Annotated in this window: 13 protein-coding genes; 9 read left to right on the top strand and 4 right to left on the bottom strand. The window is 73.9% G+C overall.

Annotated features, from left to right (window positions below):
• The first annotated feature begins 22 nt into the window (after positions 1-22).
• Positions 23-1,150, top strand: a complete 1,128-nt coding sequence (locus tag AOK18_RS11230) for a methyltransferase domain-containing protein (protein ID WP_079104955.1) — start codon at positions 23-25, stop codon at positions 1,148-1,150.
• A gap of 551 nt (positions 1,151-1,701) precedes the next feature.
• On the opposite strand, the gene AOK18_RS11225 is transcribed toward AOK18_RS11230, so the two are convergent.
• Complete coding sequence (locus tag AOK18_RS11225; protein ID WP_055694232.1) at positions 1,702-2,901, bottom strand: bifunctional adenosylcobinamide kinase/adenosylcobinamide-phosphate guanylyltransferase; 1,200 nt, start codon at positions 2,899-2,901, stop codon at positions 1,702-1,704.
• 162 nt (positions 2,902-3,063) lie between these two features.
• Here AOK18_RS11225 and AOK18_RS11220 point away from each other — a divergent pair, with 162 nt between their 5' ends.
• Complete coding sequence (locus tag AOK18_RS11220) at positions 3,064-3,276, top strand: hypothetical protein (RefSeq protein ID WP_055571048.1); 213 nt, start codon at positions 3,064-3,066, stop codon at positions 3,274-3,276.
• Between the two features lie 70 nt (positions 3,277-3,346).
• On the opposite strand, the gene AOK18_RS11215 is transcribed toward AOK18_RS11220, so the two are convergent.
• Positions 3,347-4,066: a class I SAM-dependent methyltransferase gene (locus AOK18_RS11215; protein WP_055571047.1), complete on the bottom strand. Its 720-nt coding sequence runs from the start codon at positions 4,064-4,066 to the stop codon at positions 3,347-3,349.
• Between the two features lie 152 nt (positions 4,067-4,218).
• On the bottom strand, positions 4,219-4,854 hold the full coding sequence (locus AOK18_RS11210) for a DUF3043 domain-containing protein (RefSeq protein WP_074993770.1): 636 nt from the start codon (positions 4,852-4,854) through the stop codon (positions 4,219-4,221).
• Between the two features lie 272 nt (positions 4,855-5,126).
• Between AOK18_RS11210 and AOK18_RS11205 the strand changes: the two genes are divergently transcribed.
• The 6 genes from AOK18_RS11205 to AOK18_RS11180 all read left to right on the top strand — a co-directional run bounded on the left by AOK18_RS11205 (position 5,127) and on the right by AOK18_RS11180 (position 13,476).
• On the top strand, positions 5,127-5,909 hold the full coding sequence (locus AOK18_RS11205; RefSeq protein ID WP_276205347.1) for a PspA/IM30 family protein: 783 nt from the start codon (positions 5,127-5,129) through the stop codon (positions 5,907-5,909).
• Between the two features lie 64 nt (positions 5,910-5,973).
• The gene (gene pspAA / locus AOK18_RS11200) at positions 5,974-6,261 is read left to right on the top strand and encodes a PspA-associated protein PspAA (RefSeq protein ID WP_055571044.1); all 288 of its coding nucleotides are present in this window, start codon (positions 5,974-5,976) and stop codon (positions 6,259-6,261) included.
• A 223-nt stretch (positions 6,262-6,484) separates the two neighbouring features.
• Complete coding sequence (locus tag AOK18_RS11195) at positions 6,485-7,822, top strand: sensor histidine kinase (protein WP_055694230.1); 1,338 nt, start codon at positions 6,485-6,487, stop codon at positions 7,820-7,822.
• Between the two features lie 49 nt (positions 7,823-7,871).
• The gene (locus AOK18_RS11190; protein WP_055571042.1) at positions 7,872-8,588 is read left to right on the top strand and encodes a response regulator; all 717 of its coding nucleotides are present in this window, start codon (positions 7,872-7,874) and stop codon (positions 8,586-8,588) included.
• Between the two features lie 229 nt (positions 8,589-8,817).
• Positions 8,818-11,961 (top strand): efflux RND transporter permease subunit, encoded by a 3,144-nt coding sequence (locus AOK18_RS11185; RefSeq protein WP_055694229.1) that lies wholly within the window; start codon positions 8,818-8,820, stop codon positions 11,959-11,961.
• A gap of 381 nt (positions 11,962-12,342) precedes the next feature.
• Positions 12,343-13,476: a M48 family metalloprotease gene (locus tag AOK18_RS11180; protein WP_338119108.1), complete on the top strand. Its 1,134-nt coding sequence runs from the start codon at positions 12,343-12,345 to the stop codon at positions 13,474-13,476.
• A 222-nt stretch (positions 13,477-13,698) separates the two neighbouring features.
• Here the strand turns inward: AOK18_RS11180 and nadA are convergent, their stop codons facing one another.
• On the bottom strand, positions 13,699-14,883 hold the full coding sequence (nadA, locus tag AOK18_RS11175; RefSeq protein ID WP_055694227.1) for a quinolinate synthase NadA: 1,185 nt from the start codon (positions 14,881-14,883) through the stop codon (positions 13,699-13,701).
• Positions 14,884-15,290: 407 nt separating this feature from the next.
• On the opposite strand from nadA, the gene AOK18_RS11170 reads away from it, so the two are divergent.
• The gene (locus AOK18_RS11170; RefSeq protein WP_055574575.1) at positions 15,291-15,647 is read left to right on the top strand and encodes a HesB/IscA family protein; all 357 of its coding nucleotides are present in this window, start codon (positions 15,291-15,293) and stop codon (positions 15,645-15,647) included.
• Positions 15,648-15,694: the final 47 nt, after the last annotated feature.

Genomic DNA, 15,694 nt, shown 5'->3' with positions numbered 1-15,694 from the left:
GCCCGACTCACCCGGAGCCGCCATGTCCGAACCCGACGCGCCCGCCACCGTCCCGTCGCCCGCCGTCCCGTCGTCCGCCGCCCCCCGTGCTCCGGTCGTCCCCGCGCAGCAGGCCTCCGCGCGGGTGCACGAACCGCGCCGGGGAGACTGCCCCTGGTGCGGCTCCACGCGGCTGCGCAACCGGCTGCGCACCGGTGACCTGCGGCGGCACCGGCCGGGGCGGTTCACCGTCGACGCGTGCCGGGAGTGCGGCCACACCTTCCAGAACCCCCGGCTCACCGCCGAGGGCCTGGCCCTCCACCGCCGGACGCCGCGCGGAGCCCCCCGGGACGCCGTCACCGACCGGGTCCTCGCGCTGCGCGACGCCCCGCGCCGCCGCCGGGCCACGGCCCGCGCGATGCTGCGCTTCGGCGAACCGGAGAGCTGGCTGGACGTCGGCACCGGGCACGGCCGCTTCCCGGACACCGCGCGGGAGTTCTTCCCCTACACCGCCTTCGACGGCACCGACCTCACCGCGCGCGTCGAACGCGCCCGCGTCCTCGGCCGCGTCGAGGAGGCGCACATCGGCGCGCTGACGGACCCGAAGCTGCTGGCCCGGGTGGCGGCCCGCTACGACGTCGTCAGCCTGCTGCACCACCTCGAGCACACCACCGAACCGCGGGCCGAACTCCGCGCCGCCCTGGCCGCGTTGCGCCCCGGCGGCCACCTGCTCGTCGAGACCCTGGACCCCCGGTGCGCGTTCGCCGCCCTGTTCGGCAGCCGGTGGCTGTCCTACGACCAGCCCCGCCGGCTCCACCTGCTGCCGCCGCGCAACCTCCGGGCCGAACTGGAGGCGCTCGGCTGCACGATCGTCACCACCGGGTCCGCCGGACCGGGCAGGTCCCGGTCCGGGCACCGCGGCCTGTACGTCCCGTACGACCTGGCCGGCGCCGCCGCGCTGGCCCTCTCCCACGCCCTGCCCGCCCCGGACGCCCCCTGGCGCGCGATCCCGCCGACCCCGTTCCAGCAGCAGGCGCGCGCCGTACTGCTGCGCGCGGGCGCCCCGCTGGTCGCCGTCGCGACGCTGGCGGACCTCGCGCTGGCACCCGTCCTGCGGCTCACCCCGTTCGCCAACGCCTACCGGATCATCGCGCGGAAGCCGTCGCACTGACCGCGCTCCCGGTCCCGCCCGCGCTCGTCCGGCCACGGGAGCGGTCCTCCCGCAGGACGGCCGGCGCGGAAGACCGCGCCGGACGGGACGACCCCCGCACGGCCGGGGATCCGCGAACGGCGGCCGGAGGCCGGCGACCCGGTGCCGCCCCGGCACATCGAGCGCCACCGCGCCGTCCGGAGGGAAGGAGCTCCCGGACGGGCCGGAACGCGTCCGGGCGGGCGGGGCCGCCCTCGATCCCGAGGGGTGCGGCAGCCGGTCATCCGCCCCCGCACGGGGATCCGCCGGCCCGCCCCACCCCCGCGAACGCGGCGTCCTCCGGGTCCCGGCTCAGGGGCACACCGGCACGGCGCTCGCGCGGAGGCCGCACGTCTCCCCGAGCGCGGCGGATCCCCGTGTGCGGCGGAGAAGGACCCCGGCACGGTCCTCGACGAGCCGGAACCGTCGGGCACCGCCGGCGGCAACCGGCTGCAACCGGCGGACCCCGGCGGCCCCGAGGCACCCGGAGCCGCAGGGAGCCGCCCGCCGGCGGGGACCCCGGGGACCGGCGCTCACCCCCGGAGCACCAGTGCCTGGCCGGCCACCACCAGCAGCACCTGCTCGCACTCCTGCGCGAACGCCGTGTTCAGCCGCCCGAGTTCGTCCCGGTAGCGGCGGCCGGACGCGGTGGCGGGGACGATGCCCGAGCCCACCTCGTTGGACACCGCCACCACGGTCCGCCGGGTCGCGCGCACCGCGTCCGTCAGCTCGCGCACCCGTTCCCCGAGGGCCCGCTCCCCGCCGTCCGCCCACTGGGCGTCGTCCCACGCCCCGACGGAGTCCATCGCGTCCGTCAGCCACAGCGACAGGCAGTCCACCAGCAGCGGCGGTCCGTCGGCCGCCAGCAGCGGCACCACGTCACAGGTCTCCACGGTCCGCCACGAGCCGGGCCGCCGCTCCTGATGGGCCGACACCCGGGCCGCCCACTCGGTGTCCCCGTTGCGGGACCCGCCGGTCGCCACGTACAGCACCTCGGGCAGGGACTCCAGCCGGCGCTCGGCCTCCACGGACTTGCCGGACCGCGCCCCGCCCAGGACCAGCGTCCGGCGCGGCAGGTCGGGGACGTGCTCGTAGGCGCCCACCTCCAGCGTGGTCCCGTCCGGTACGGCACGCGCCCCGGCCGCCGCGAGCCGGCGCCGCTCCTCCGCGCCCGGCGGCACGTCGTGGTCGAGGTGCACGGCGACGACGTCCGTCGTCGGCCCCACCGCGCCCACCGCCCGCAGCCGCGCCAGCGCGTCCGGACGCCCCACGACGTCCAGCAGCACCATGGCGTACGGTTCGGCCGGCTCCTCCAGACCGGCCGGCGCCGTGCCCGGCGGCAGGTACAGCAGCCGCTGCCCCTCCGGACCGGTCACCGCGTACCCGGTGCCCGGCGCGTCCAGCGCCAGCGCCCGCACCCGGTGGCCCGTCAGCAGCGCCAGCTCCCGGCCGTCCGGCACCCGCCCGGGCTGCGGCAGCCCGGCCGGCACCTCGAGCGCGGGGCCGTCGTGCGGATGGGAGAGCAGCACCTGGCGCACACCGCCCAGGGAGTGCCCCGCGCGGGCGGCGGCGAACGCCACGCCCGGCATCAGGTCGAGCAGCAGCGAGCCGTCCACCAGCAGCGAGGTCGCGGCGCGCGCGCGGGGACCGGCGGCGGACGCGCAGGCCGCGCAGGGACAGTCGGGGCGGGGCAGGCCCGCGGGGGCACCGGTGCCGAGCAGAGTGAGTTCCACGGACCCGATTTTCGCCCCTCCCCACGGCTCCTGCGCGTCCGGCCGGGCACCGCCACCGGTGATCCACCGGATCATCCGCCGGACAGGCTCTAGGCTCTGCTCCAGGAGCCGGACCGTGATCCGGCTCCTGGCGTGCAGGTGCCCATACCCACGGAGGCGTACATGGCGGCATGGACGTGGCGGTTCGAGAAGGCCGACGGGACGCAGGTCGAGCCCGCGGTGACACCGGAGGACTTCACCACGCAGGGGGACGCCGAGTCCTGGATCGGGGAGAACTGGAAGGCCCTGGTGGACGGCGGCGCCGACCGGGTGCGGCTGCTGGAGGACACCACGGAGATCTACGGGCCGATGAGCCTGCACGCCGAAGAGGCGTGAACCCGCGGGCGTGAGGCCCCGGAGGCGGGAATCCGGGCGGGGGCGGCACGCCCCCGCCCGCCCCGTTCGTTCAGCCCCGTACGCCGCACAGGTGGAGCAGCGACGCCACCCCGCGGTAGGGGTCCGTCCGGCCGGCCCGCTCCTCGACCGCGAGGAGCGCCGCCAGGTCGTCGGGGTGGCCGGGGGAGTCCGCGACGTGCGACCCGTCCACCGCCGCGTCCGTGAAGACCCGCACCCCGTACCAGGTGTGCAGCGGCGCACCGAGCCCCGCGAGCGTCGCCGTGAGGTCCGCCAGCCGGTCGGCCCGCACCCCGGCGTCCGAGTCGTCCGCGGGAGACGGCGTGCCGAACGCGGCCAGCGCCCCGGCCCAGTCGCCGCGCAGGCCGGACCGCATCGCCGGCGCGTCGCCGTTGCGCACCAGCAGCGACAGCAGGCCGCCGGGCGCGAGCATCCGGGCCAGCCCCGCCACCAGCGGGTCCGGCTCCGTCACGTGCATGAGGACGCCGTGGCAGAGCACCACGTCGAAGCTGCCCGGCAGGAAGTGCACCCCGGTGTCGCGGCCGTCGCCCTCGACGACCCGCACCCGCTCCCGGATGCCCTCGGGCTCCCCGGCGAGCGCCGCGTGCGCGGCGGAGATCATCTCCGTGTCCCGCTCCAGACCGGTCACCTGGTGGCCGGCCCGGGCCAGGCGCAGCGCCTGCGTACCGCGGCCCATGCCGACGTCCAGCACGCGCAGCCGCCGCCCGACCGGGAACCGTCCCGCTATCTGCTCGTCGAGCTGGCGGGCCACCAGTTCCTGCTGGACGACCTCCCGCAGGTCACCCGGCGACCCGCCCCGGCCGGACGAGGCCCGGGCGCACGAAGCGTCGGCGGACGAGGCGTCGGCGGACGAGGACTGCGCGGGCACCGCCGGCGCCGCGCCGTCGGCGAACGGTGTGGTGCTCAGGGCCGCTCCCCGCGCTTGACCTGGGGCTTGGGCAGACGCAGCCGGCGCATCTGCAGCGAACGCATCAGCGCGTAGGCGACGGCGCCGCGGCGCCTGTCGTCGGGGAAGCGCTCGGCCAGCTGCTTCTTCAGCCGGAAACCGGTCACCGCGGAGTCGAGCACGATCAGCACGATCACGACGAGCCACAGCAGCAGCGCGGCGTTCTGCAGCTGGGGCACCCGGATCATGCTCAGCACCAGGATGATCACCGCCATCGGCAGGAAGTACTCCGCGATGTTGAACCGCGAGTCGACGTAGTCGCGCGCGAACCGGCGCACCGGCCCCTTGTCGCGGGCCGGCAGGTAGCGCTCGTCGCCGCTGGCCAGCGCCTGGCGCTGGCGCTCCATCGCGGCACGGCGCTCGTCACGCTGCCGCTTGGCGGCCTCCTTGCGCGTCATCGACGTATTGGCCACGCTGCGCCGCTGGGTCTGGGCCTGGCTGCGCTTGGGCGTGGGACGGCCCTTCGGGGCCTCCGGGTGGCGGGTCTGCTTGGAGTCGGTCACCGTCGCCTTGTCGGCGTGGGCCTTCTCTTCCTTGGCACGGCTACGGAACACAAAACCCAAGGGTACGGGGTGTCCGGGGTTGGACCCCAGCCCCGGGGGGAACGATCCGGCAACACCACGCGTCTGTAGAGGACAGACACAGAGGGCGTTGCGTGCGACTTGGGGCGGGTTGTCCGGCCGGCACCCGGGGATCACCTACTCCCTGCGCCGGACCGGGAGGAGACGCGGGTCGTCCTTGGGGATGAGCGCATCCACCCCTGGACAGTGCGGTAATGGATGCAGGGCCCGTACTGTGGGTTCTGTCGCAGAAGTGTGAGCCGGAGTCCGTCAGAAGGGGGCGCGCGAAGCCCATGAGCGGTGTCATGAAGCGTATGGGGATGATCTTCCGCGCGAAGGCGAACAAGGCCCTGGACCGGGCCGAGGATCCGCGCGAGACCCTCGATTACTCGTACCAGAAGCAGCTGGAGCTGCTCCAGAAGGTCCGCCGGGGCGTGGCCGACGTGGCGACCAGCCGCAAGCGCCTGGAACTCCAGCTCAACCAGCTGCAGTCCCAGTCCTCCAAGCTGGAGGACCAGGGCCGCAAGGCGCTCGCGCTGGGCCGCGAGGACCTCGCCCGCGAGGCCCTCTCCCGCCGCGCCGCCCTCCAGCAGCAGGTGACGGACCTGGAGACGCAGCACGCGACGCTCCAGGGCGAGGAGGAGAAGCTCACCCTCGCCGCCCAGCGGCTCCAGGCCAAGGTCGACGCCTTCCGCACGAAGAAGGAGACCATCAAGGCCACCTACACGGCGGCGCAGGCGCAGACCCGGATCGGCGAGGCCTTCTCCGGCATCTCCGAGGAGATGGGCGACGTCGGGCTGGCGATCCAGCGGGCCGAGGACAAGACCGCCCAGCTCCAGGCGCGGGCCGGCGCCATCGACGAACTGCTCGCCTCCGGCGCCCTCGACGACCAGTCCGGCATGCACAAGGACGACATCCAGGCCGAGCTGGACCGGCTCTCCGGCGGTACGGACGTGGAGCTGGAACTGCAGCGCATGAAGGCCGAGCTGGCCGGGGGGACCTCCGACCAGAAGCAGGCCATCGAGGGCGGCGAGCAGTCCCCGGCCCAGCAGCAGCCGCAGGACGCCCCGCGGTTCGACAAGCAGTGACCGCCGCACGGGACACCGTGCCGACGACGACCGAGCCCCCGCCGGGGCGGCTCAGGAGGCCGACATGATCGTACGGATCATGGGGGAGGGGCAGGTGGCTCTGGCCGAGAGCCACCTCGCCGAGCTGGACAAACTCGACGAGGAACTCCTCGTCGAGATGGACGCCGGTGACGGCCCCGGCTTCCGCCGCACCCTCACCGCCCTGCTGAACCGGGTCCACGAACTCGGTGAACCGCTGCCGGACGACACCCTGGAACCCTCCGACCTCATCCTCCCCTCCCCGGACGCGACCATCGAGGAGGTCCGGGAGCTGCTCGGCGACGACGGCGACGGACTGATCCCGGGCACATGAGCCCCCGGCCCGCCGGGCCACCCGCGACCGGGCCGTCCACGGCCGCACCGCGCACACGCGTGCCGCGCACACGCGTGCCGCGCACACCGGAACCGTTCGCATCCGAACCGTTCGCGTCCGAACCGGTCAGTGCCGGTCCGTTCGCGACAGGTGCGGTCCTCACCGCCGGTCCGTCACCGGCCCGCCCCCCGTGCGCCCCCGCGACCCCGTACGGTGAACGGTCGTGAGCACCTTCCAGCGCGCCCGGCGCCGGCTGCGCGCGCACCCCTTCGCCCTGGACGCGGCCCTGGCCGCGGGCGTCCTGGTGTGCATCGTGGCCGGGTCCTTCGTGGAGCCGCACGGCCCCGACGGCGTCACCTGGAAGCTGCGCACGCCCGACGCGCTCAGCCTGCTCCTCATGGTGCTCGCCGCCGCCGCGCTCGCCCTGAGGCGCCGGGCGCCCCTCGCGGTCCTCGCCTTCACCGGCGGGGCCTCCCTGGTGGAGTCCGTCACCGGCGATCCCCGCGCCCCGGTCGCGATGTGCGTGGTCGTCGCGCTCTACACCGTCGCCTCCACCACCGACCGCCCCACCACCTGGCGGGTCGGCCTGCTCACCACGACCGTCCTCACCGGCGCCGCCATGATCGCCGGCCCGCTGCCCTGGTACGCCCAGGAGAACCTGGCGATCCTCGCCTGGACCGGGATCGGCGCCACCGCCGGGGACGCCGTCCGCAGCCGCCGCGCCTTCGTCCAGGCCATCAGGGAACGCGCCGAGCGGGCCGAACGCACCCGCGAGGAGGAGGCCCGCCGCCGCGTCGCCGAGGAGCGCCTGCGCATCGCCCGCGACCTGCACGACGTCGTCGCCCACCACATCGCCCTGGTCAACGTCCAGGCCGGGGTCGCCGCCCACGTCATGGACAAGCGGCCCGACCAGGCCAAGGAGGCCCTCGCCCACGTCCGCGAGGCCAGCCGCTCGGCGCTCGGCGAGCTGCGGGCCACCGTCGGCCTGCTGCGCCAGTCCGGCGACCCCGAGGCACCCACCGAGCCCGCCTCCGGACTGGACCGCCTCGACGACCTCGCCGGCACCTTCCGCAACGCCGGCCTGCACGTCCTGGTCGCCCGCGAGGACCGGCGCCCGGACGACGCCCCCGCACTGCCCGCCGCCGTCGACCTGGCCGCCTACCGGGTCATCCAGGAGGCGCTCACCAACGTCCAGAAGCACGCCGGCACCGGGGCGAGGGCCGAGGTCAGCGTCGTCCGGGTGGGCCCGCACCTCGAGATCACCGTCCTCGACGACGGCACCGGCACCGGCACCGGCACGGGCACCGGCCGGAGCGAAGCGTCCGGCCCCGCTCCGGCCGGTCCCGGCAACCGCGCCGGTGCCGGCAACCGCGCCGGTGCCGGCAACCGCGACGGTGCCGGCAACCGCGACGGGGGCGGCCACGGCCTGCTCGGCATGCGGGAACGCGTCACCGCCCTGCGCGGCACCCTCACCACCGGCCCCCGCTACGGCGGCGGCTTCCGCGTCCATGCGATCCTGCCCGTCGAGACCCGCGCGTCCGCGGCCCGCGACGGTTCGTGACCCGTCCGCGGTCCGGGACGGCCCGTGACCACCGCTCCCGGGGGACCCCATGACCATCCGCGTCCTGCTCGCCGACGACCAGGCCCTGCTGCGCAGCGCCTTCCGGGTCCTCGTCGACTCCGAGCCGGACATGGAGGTGGTGGGCGAGGCGTCCGACGGCGCCGAGGCGGTCCGGCTGGCCCGGGAGCGGCGCGCCGACGTCGTCCTCATGGACATCCGGATGCCCGGCACCGACGGCCTCGCGGCCACCCGCCTGATCGGCGCGGACCCCGAGCTCGACGGGGTCCGCGTGGTGATCCTGACGACCTTCGAGGTCGACGACTACGTGGTGCAGTCGCTGCGGGCCGGCGCCTCCGGCTTCCTCGGCAAGGGATCCGAACCCGGCGAACTGCTCAGCGCCATCCGGATCGCCGCCGAGGGCGAGGCACTGCTGTCCCCGGCCGCCACCAAGGGGCTCATCGCCCGCTTCCTCGCCCAGGCGGACCCGTCCGACGACGCCGGCCGCGACCCGGCCCGCGCGCGGCGGCTCGACTCGCTGACCGTGCGGGAGCGCGAGGTGCTGGTCCAGGTCGCCGGCGGCCACTCCAATGACGAGATCGCCGAACGCCTGGAGGTCAGCCCGCTGACCGTGAAGACACACGTCAACCGGGCCATGGCCAAGCTGGGCGCCCGCGACCGGGCCCAGCTGGTGGTCACCGCCTACGAGACCGGCCTGGTCCGCCCAAGGGCGGACCGAACGCCACCGCGTGTACTGCGAGGGGAGTAGCCGCGGCCCCGAGGAACGGGACTCCGGGCCTACGGATCGCCCCCTCCCCATGCACCACTGTGTAGAACGGGCGCCCGGCTGCACCCGCCGTGCCCCCGCCCGTGCCCGTGCCCGCGCGCCGGACGGTGGCGGTGGACGCCCTCACGACCGCACCCCCGACCGTCCTTCCACCCGCCCGCAGACGCCCGCAGACGTCGGCGGACGCCCACAGAAGAGAGATGCCTAACCCATGTCCTGGCTGGCCAGATTCAGCCTCGCGCAACGCGCCCTGATCGGACTCGTGTCGATCATCGCGCTCGTGTTCGGGGCGATCGCGATACCTCAGCTCAAGCAGCAGCTGCTGCCCACCATCGAACTGCCCATGGTCTCCGTGATCGCCCCCTACCAGGGCGCCTCGCCGGACGTGGTGGAGAAGCAGGTCGTCGAGCCCATCGAGGACAACCTGGAGGCCGTCGACGGCATCTCCGGCGTCACCTCGACGGCCAGCGAGGGCAACGCCGTGATCATGGCGTCCTTCGACTACGGCAACGAGACCAAGCAGCTCGTCGCCGACGTCCAGCAGGCCGTCAACCGGGCCCGGGCCGTGCTGCCCGACGGCGTGGACCCGCAGGTCGTCGCCGGCAGCACCGACGACATCCCGACCGTGGTCCTCGCCGTCACCTCCGACAAGGACCAGCAGGCCCTCGCCGACCAGCTCGACCGGACCGTGGTCACCGAACTGGAGGCCATCGAGGGCGTCGGCCAGGTCGCCGTGGACGGCGTGCGCGACCTCCAGGTCACCGTCACCCCCGACGACGCGAAGCTCGCCGGCGCCGGTCTCACGGCGCAGTCGCTCCTGCAGGCCCTCCAGGCGGGCGGCGCGACCGTCCCGGCCGGATCCTTCGACGAGGAGGGCGCCAACCGCACCGTCCAGGTGGGCGGCGGCTACACCTCGATCGAGCAGATCGAGGACCTGATGGTCACCGGCGAGCCCGGCGGCAAGGGCAAGCCGGTCCGGCTCGGCTCGGTGGCGGAGGTGGAGCAGCGGGAGGCCGCGGCCGACTCCCTCACCCGCACCAACGGCGAGCCCAGCCTCGCCGTGGTGGTCACCATGGACCACGACGGCAGCGCCGTGGCGATCTCGGACGCCGTCGACGAGAAGCTGCCCGACCTGCGCGAGGCGCTCGGCTCGGGCGCCGAACTCACCGTCGTCAGCGACCAGGGGCCGGCCGTCGCCAAGGCCATCGAGGGCCTGACCGTCGAGGGCGCGCTCGGACTGGTCTTCGCGGTCCTGGTGATCCTGGTCTTCCTGGCCTCGATCCGCTCGACGCTGGTCACCGCGGTGTCCATCCCGCTGTCCGTCGTGCTCGCGCTGATCGTGCTGTGGACGCGCGACCTGTCGCTCAACATGCTGACCCTGGGCGCGCTGACCATCGCGATCGGCCGGGTCGTCGACGACTCCATCGTCGTCCTGGAGAACATCAAGCGGCACCTCGGCTACGGCGAGGAGCGCCGCGAGGCGATCCTGGGCGCCGTCCGCGAGGTGGCCGGCGCGGTGACGTCCGCGACGCTGACCACCGTCGCCGTCTTCCTGCCGATCGGCCTGGTCGGCGGCATGGTGGGCGAGCTGTTCGGCTCCTTCAGCCTCACCGTCACCGCGGCCCTGCTCGCCTCCCTGCTGGTGTCGCTGACGGTCGTCCCCGTCCTGTCGTACTGGTTCCTGCGTCCCCCGAAGGGCACCCCCGAGGACGCCGAGGAAGCACGCCGGCTGGCCGAGGAGAAGGAGGCGAAGAGCCGTCTCCAGCGCGTCTACGTCTCCGTCCTGGGCTTCGCCACCCGGCGCAGGCTGGCCAGCCTCGCCATCGCGGTCGTCGTCCTGCTCGGCACCTTCGGCATGGCCCCGCTGCTCAAGACCAACTTCTTCGACCCGGGCGACCAGCCGGTCCTCACGGTCCGTCAGGAGCTGGAGCCCGGCACCAGCCTCGCGGCGACCGACGAGCAGGCCAAGAAGGTGGAGAAGCTGCTCGGCGACACCGAGGGCGTCAAGGACCACCAGGTCACCATCGGCTCGTCCGGCTTCATGGCCGCCTTCGGCGGCGGCACGGACACCAACCAGGCCACCTACCAGGTGATGCTGGAGGAGTCCGCGTCCTCCGAGGACGTGCGGGAGCGCATCGAGAAGGGCCTCGCCGGACTCGACGGCATCGGCACCACCACCCTCGCCAGCGGCGACGGGTTCGGCAGCCAGGACCTGAGCGTCGTCGTCAAGGCGGCCGACGCGCAGGTGCTGCGCGAGGCGACCGACCGGGTCCAGAAGGCCGTGGCCTCGCTGGACGACGTCGCGGACGTCACCAGCGACCTGTCGCAGAGCGTGCCGCGGATCTCCGTCCAGGCCACCTCCCGGGCCGCCGCGGCCGGGTTCGACGACCGGACGCTCGGCGCCGCCGTCGCCCAGGCGGTCCGCGGCACCCCGGCCGGCAAGGCGGTCCTCGACGACACCGAGCGGGACGTCGTCATCCGGTCGGCCGAGCCGGCCACCACGCTGGCCGAGCTGAGGAAGCTGCGCCTGGGCCCGGTGGAGCTGGGCGACATCGCCACCGTCGAGCTGGTGGACGGCCCGGTGTCCATGACCCGGATCGACGGCCAGCGCTCCGCCACCGTCACCGCCCGGCCGACCGGCGACAACACCGGCGCGGTCAGCGCGGAACTCCAGACGAAGATCGACGCGCTCACCCTCCCGGCGGGCGCGACGGCCGAGATCGGCGGCGTGTCCGCGGACCAGGACGAGGCGTTCGCCAACCTGGGCCTGGCGATGCTCGCGGCGATCGCGATCATCTTCATGCTGCTGGTCGGCACCTTCCGCTCGCTCGCCCAGCCGCTGATCCTGCTGGTGTCCATCCCGTTCGCGGCGACGGGCGCGGTCGGCCTGCTGATCGTCACGGGCACCCCGCTGGGCGTCCCGGCGATGATCGGCATGCTGATGCTGACCGGCATCGTGGTCACCAACGCGATCGTGCTGATCGACCTGATCAACCAGTACCGCGCCCAGGGGTACGGCGTCGTCGAGGCCGTGATCGAGGGCGGCCGGCACCGGCTGCGCCCGATCCTGATGACGGCCCTGGCGACGATCTTCGCCCTGCTCCCGATGGCGCTCGGCGTCACCGGCGAGGGCGGCTTCATCGCGCAGCCGCTGGCCGTGGTGGTGATCGGCGGTCTGATCACGTCGACGCTGCTGACCCTGCTGCTGGTCCCGACCCTCTACGCGATGCTGGAGCTCCGCAAGGAGCGGCGCGCGAAGAAGAGGGCCCTGAAGAAGGGCACGGCGGCCGGGGAGCGGGCGGACTCGGAGAAGCCCGCGGGCTCCCCGGACGAGCCGGCACCGACGAAGGTCTGACGCCCGCAGGCGTACGGCGAAGGGGCGCCCCCGTGGAAGTCGTCACGGGGGCGCCCCTGCGTACGTGCCCACGCCGTGAGCGGGCCACCGAGGACGCCCCGGCCGGCCCCGTTCCCCTCCGCGCGTCCGCCGGGCCCCGAGGCTTTACGTGGCCGCGTCCGCGTGATCGGCTTCGGCCTGTCATGAACAGGCAGCCTCTGCGAGGCTGCGGGGGAAGGGAAGAGCGCGCCGATGCGCAGCGCCACAGGGGAAACGACTCGGCCGTGCCCGCAGTGCGGGGCCGGGATCCGTGCGGACAACCGGTTCGTCGACTGGTGTGCGGCATGTGACTGGAACGTGGATCCGGCCGGGCCGGAGGAGCGGCCGGAGCGTCTGGAGAGGATGCGGCGCGCCCTGGCCCGCCGGCACGGCGAGAGGCTGCTCGCCGAGGTGACCACCGGGGGAACGCCGAGCCCGGGGCGGGACGCTCCCGCGCTCCTCGCCCAAGCGATCGCGCTCGGCGTCCACGGCGTGACCCTGGCCCTGACCGCGGGTGGGATCTGGTGGGTCGTGAGCGGCTGGGGCGGTGCCGGGATGGTGCCGGGCCTGTTCCTCCTGGCGCTCGCGTGGCCGCTCAGGCCGCGGCTGCCCGGGCTGCCCGAGGAGGGACCCCTGCTGCACCGCGCCGAGGCGCCCGAACTGTACGCGCTGATCGACGAGGTCGCCCGCGTGGCCGGCACCCGCGGCGTGGACGTGATCGCGGTCGACGCCGAGGCCAACGCGGCCGTCACGACCTACGGCGTGCGCGGCCGTCGTCTGCTGGTGCTGGGACTGCCCCTGTGGGAGATCCTCACGCCCCGGCAGCGCATCGCGCTGCTGGGGCACGAGCTCGGTCACTACGGCCATGGGGACGTCCGCCACGGGCTGGTCGTGGGGACCGCGTACCGTTCGCTGACCACGTGGCGCTACTACTTCACCCCCATCGCCGGTCCGACTCCGGGCGAGATGGTCGTCAACCTGTTCTACGTCGTGCCGTACTCGCTGATCCAGGGCGTGCTGATGCTGCTCGACCAGCTGACGCTGCGCGCGGCTCAGCGTGCCGAGTACCTCGCCGACTCCGTGGCCGCCCGTGCCGGCTCCACCGAGGCCGCCGTGGGGCTCATGGACCGGCTCCTCGTCGCGGACTCGGCCGCCGCCGCCCTGCGGATCGAGGCCAACAGGGTCCGGGCCGCACGGCGCGGCGGCAGGCGGACCGAGGACCGGGAGGGCGAACTGTGGGAGCACCTCGCCGCGCGCATGGATGCGATTCCGGAGCACGAGTACGAGCGTCGGCGGCGTGCCGGCGTCCTGAGGGGGCACAGCGTCGACTCGACCCATCCGCCGACGCATCTGCGGCGGGAGTGCCTGCTCGTCGGCGGGTCCGTGCCCGCGGCCGTGGCGGTGGACGGGGACCGGGAACGCCGGATCGCCGCGGAACTCGCCGACGCGCGCGGCACGGTGGCCCGGAAGATCGTCCGGGACGGTTTCGACGGTTAGGACCCCGGCCGGGTCGCGGCCGACGCGGGCGAGCGTGTCGTGCGGGGCGTGCGGAGCTTCCGGCGGGAGCGCGAGCCCGGTCCGGGGGAGCCTTCCCGGGCCGGGCGCGACGTCACGAGCGCAAAGGCCCCGACGATTCCGGACGGGGACCCGGCAAGGGGGTCCCGCGAGGAATCCTCGGGGCCTTCACGTGGGGGAGTCCCCCGCGCCCGGGAGGCCCGGTTACGGCAGCGCCAGCATCCGCTCCAGGGCCAGCTTGGCGAACCGCTCGGTCTCCCTGTCCACCTCGATGCGGTTGACCAGGTTGCCCTCGGCGAGGGACTCCAGGGTCCAGACCAGGTGGGGGAGGTCGATGCGGTTCATGGTGGAGCAGAAGCAGACCGTCCTGTCGAGGAAGACGACCTCCTTGCCCTCGGGGGCGAAACGGTTCGCCAGTCGGCGCACCAGGTTCAGCTCCGTGCCGATGGCCCACTTGGAACCGGCCGGGGCGGCCTCCAGCGCCTTGATGATGTACTCGGTCGACCCGACGTGGTCGGCCGCGGCCACGACCTCGTGCTTGCACTCGGGGTGCACCAGCACGTTCACGCCCGGGATGCGCTCGCGCACGTCGTTGACCGAGTCCAGGCTGAAGCGGCCGTGCACCGAGCAGTGGCCCCGCCACAGGATCATCTTCGCGTCCCGCAGCTCCTGCGCCGTCAGCCCGCCGTTCGGCCTGTGCGGGTTGTAGACGACGCAGTTTTCCAGGGACATCCCCAGGTCCCGCACCGCGGTGTTGCGGCCGAGGTGCTGGTCGGGCAGGAACAGGACCTGCTCGCCCTGCTGGAAGGCCCACTCCAGGGCCCGCTTCGCGTTGGACGAGGTGCAGATCGTGCCGCCGTGCCTGCCCGTGAAGGCCTTGATGTCGGCGGAGGAGTTCATGTACGAGACGGGCACGACCCGGTCGGATATCCCGGCCTCGGTCAGCACGTCCCAGCACTCCGCGACCTGCTCGGCGGTGGCCATGTCGGCCATGGAGCAGCCGGCCGCGAGGTCCGGCAGGACCACCTTCTGGTCGTCGCCGGTGAGGATGTCCGCCGACTCGGCCATGAAGTGCACACCGCAGAACACGATGTACTCGGCCTGCGGACGCGCGGCGGCGTCCTTGGCCAGCTTGAACGAGTCGCCCGTGACGTCGGCGAACTGGATGACCTCGTCGCGCTGGTAGTGGTGGCCGAGCACGAAGACCTTGTCCCCGAGCTTCTCCTTGGCGGCACGGGCGCGTTCCACCAGGTCCGGGTCGGACGGCGAGGGGAGGTCGCCGGGACACTCCACACCGCGCTCGCTCCTCGGGTCGGCCTCCCGGCCGAGGAGCAACAGGGCGAGGGGCGTCGGCTGGACGTCGAGCTCCTGGGTCTGGGCGGTGGTCACGACACACACCCTTTCTGTTCTGCGGCTCGCCGGGCCCGTGTGGACCGGACCGGCGGGACAAGCGGGACACCGGTTCGACTTTTCGTCGAATTGACGCTATCTATCATATCCGGCTCGCGTCACTTTGACGACGGCCATAGCGTCCATGTGACGTGAATCCCGGCAGTGACCCGTTCATTCCCCCTTCCGGTCCGGCCCGCCGGTCCCGGACGGTTCCGGAGCCGTTTCCCGGGCGGTTTCCCGGATGATGTCCGGAAGGAGGCCGGATGGACCGTTTTCCGCTCGCCGGGGCGTGTGCGAGCATGAGGAAGGAGCCGAGAGAACGAGTCCCGGCCCGGAATGAATCCGCGGCCCCGCCGGTTGCAACCGTCGGCAAGCAGTCTCCGTACAACCCGGGAGAGATGTAGATGTCCGTATCGGACGAGACCACCACCGTCACCGACGGCATCCTCGTGACCGAAGCCGCCGCGGCCAAGGTCAAGGCGCTGCTCGACCAGGAAGGCCGTGACGACCTCGCCCTGCGCGTCGCCGTCCAGCCCGGCGGCTGCTCCGGCCTGCGCTACCAGCTCTTCTTCGACGAGCGTTCCCTCGACGGTGACGTGGAGAAGGACTTCGACGGCGTGAAGGTCGTCACCGACCGGATGAGCGCCCCGTACCTGGGCGGCGCCACCATCGACTTCGTCGACACCATCGAGAAGCAGGGCTTCACGATCGACAACCCGAACGCCACGGGCTCCTGCGCCTGCGGTGACTCCTTCAGCTGAGCACGCCCCACCGCCGCCCGGGACCCCTCCCGGGCGGCGGTGGGGCG

The organism is Streptomyces prasinopilosus (genome assembly GCF_001419695.1).
GTDB lineage: Bacteria > Actinomycetota > Actinomycetes > Streptomycetales > Streptomycetaceae > Streptomyces > Streptomyces prasinopilosus.
The sequence above is the reverse complement of the archived record's forward strand: the minus strand, read 5'-3'. Positions and strand labels throughout refer to the sequence as shown.

Bases quoted from the DNA above. Each gene is read 5' to 3' on its own strand.
- pspAA (WP_055571044.1), top strand. From the start codon at position 5,974: ATGATCGTACGGATCATGGGGGAGGGGCAGGTGGCTCTGGCCGAGAGC.
- AOK18_RS11170 (WP_055574575.1), top strand. From the start codon at position 15,291: ATGTCCGTATCGGACGAGACCACCACCGTCACCGACGGCATCCTCGTG.
- AOK18_RS11190 (WP_055571042.1), top strand. From the start codon at position 7,872: ATGACCATCCGCGTCCTGCTCGCCGACGACCAGGCCCTGCTGCGCAGC.
- AOK18_RS11180 (WP_338119108.1), top strand. From the start codon at position 12,343: ATGCGGCGCGCCCTGGCCCGCCGGCACGGCGAGAGGCTGCTCGCCGAG.
- AOK18_RS11205 (WP_276205347.1), top strand. From the start codon at position 5,127: ATGAAGCGTATGGGGATGATCTTCCGCGCGAAGGCGAACAAGGCCCTG.
- AOK18_RS11220 (WP_055571048.1), top strand. From the start codon at position 3,064: ATGGCGGCATGGACGTGGCGGTTCGAGAAGGCCGACGGGACGCAGGTC.
- AOK18_RS11230 (WP_079104955.1), top strand. From the start codon at position 23: ATGTCCGAACCCGACGCGCCCGCCACCGTCCCGTCGCCCGCCGTCCCG.
- AOK18_RS11185 (WP_055694229.1), top strand. From the start codon at position 8,818: ATGTCCTGGCTGGCCAGATTCAGCCTCGCGCAACGCGCCCTGATCGGA.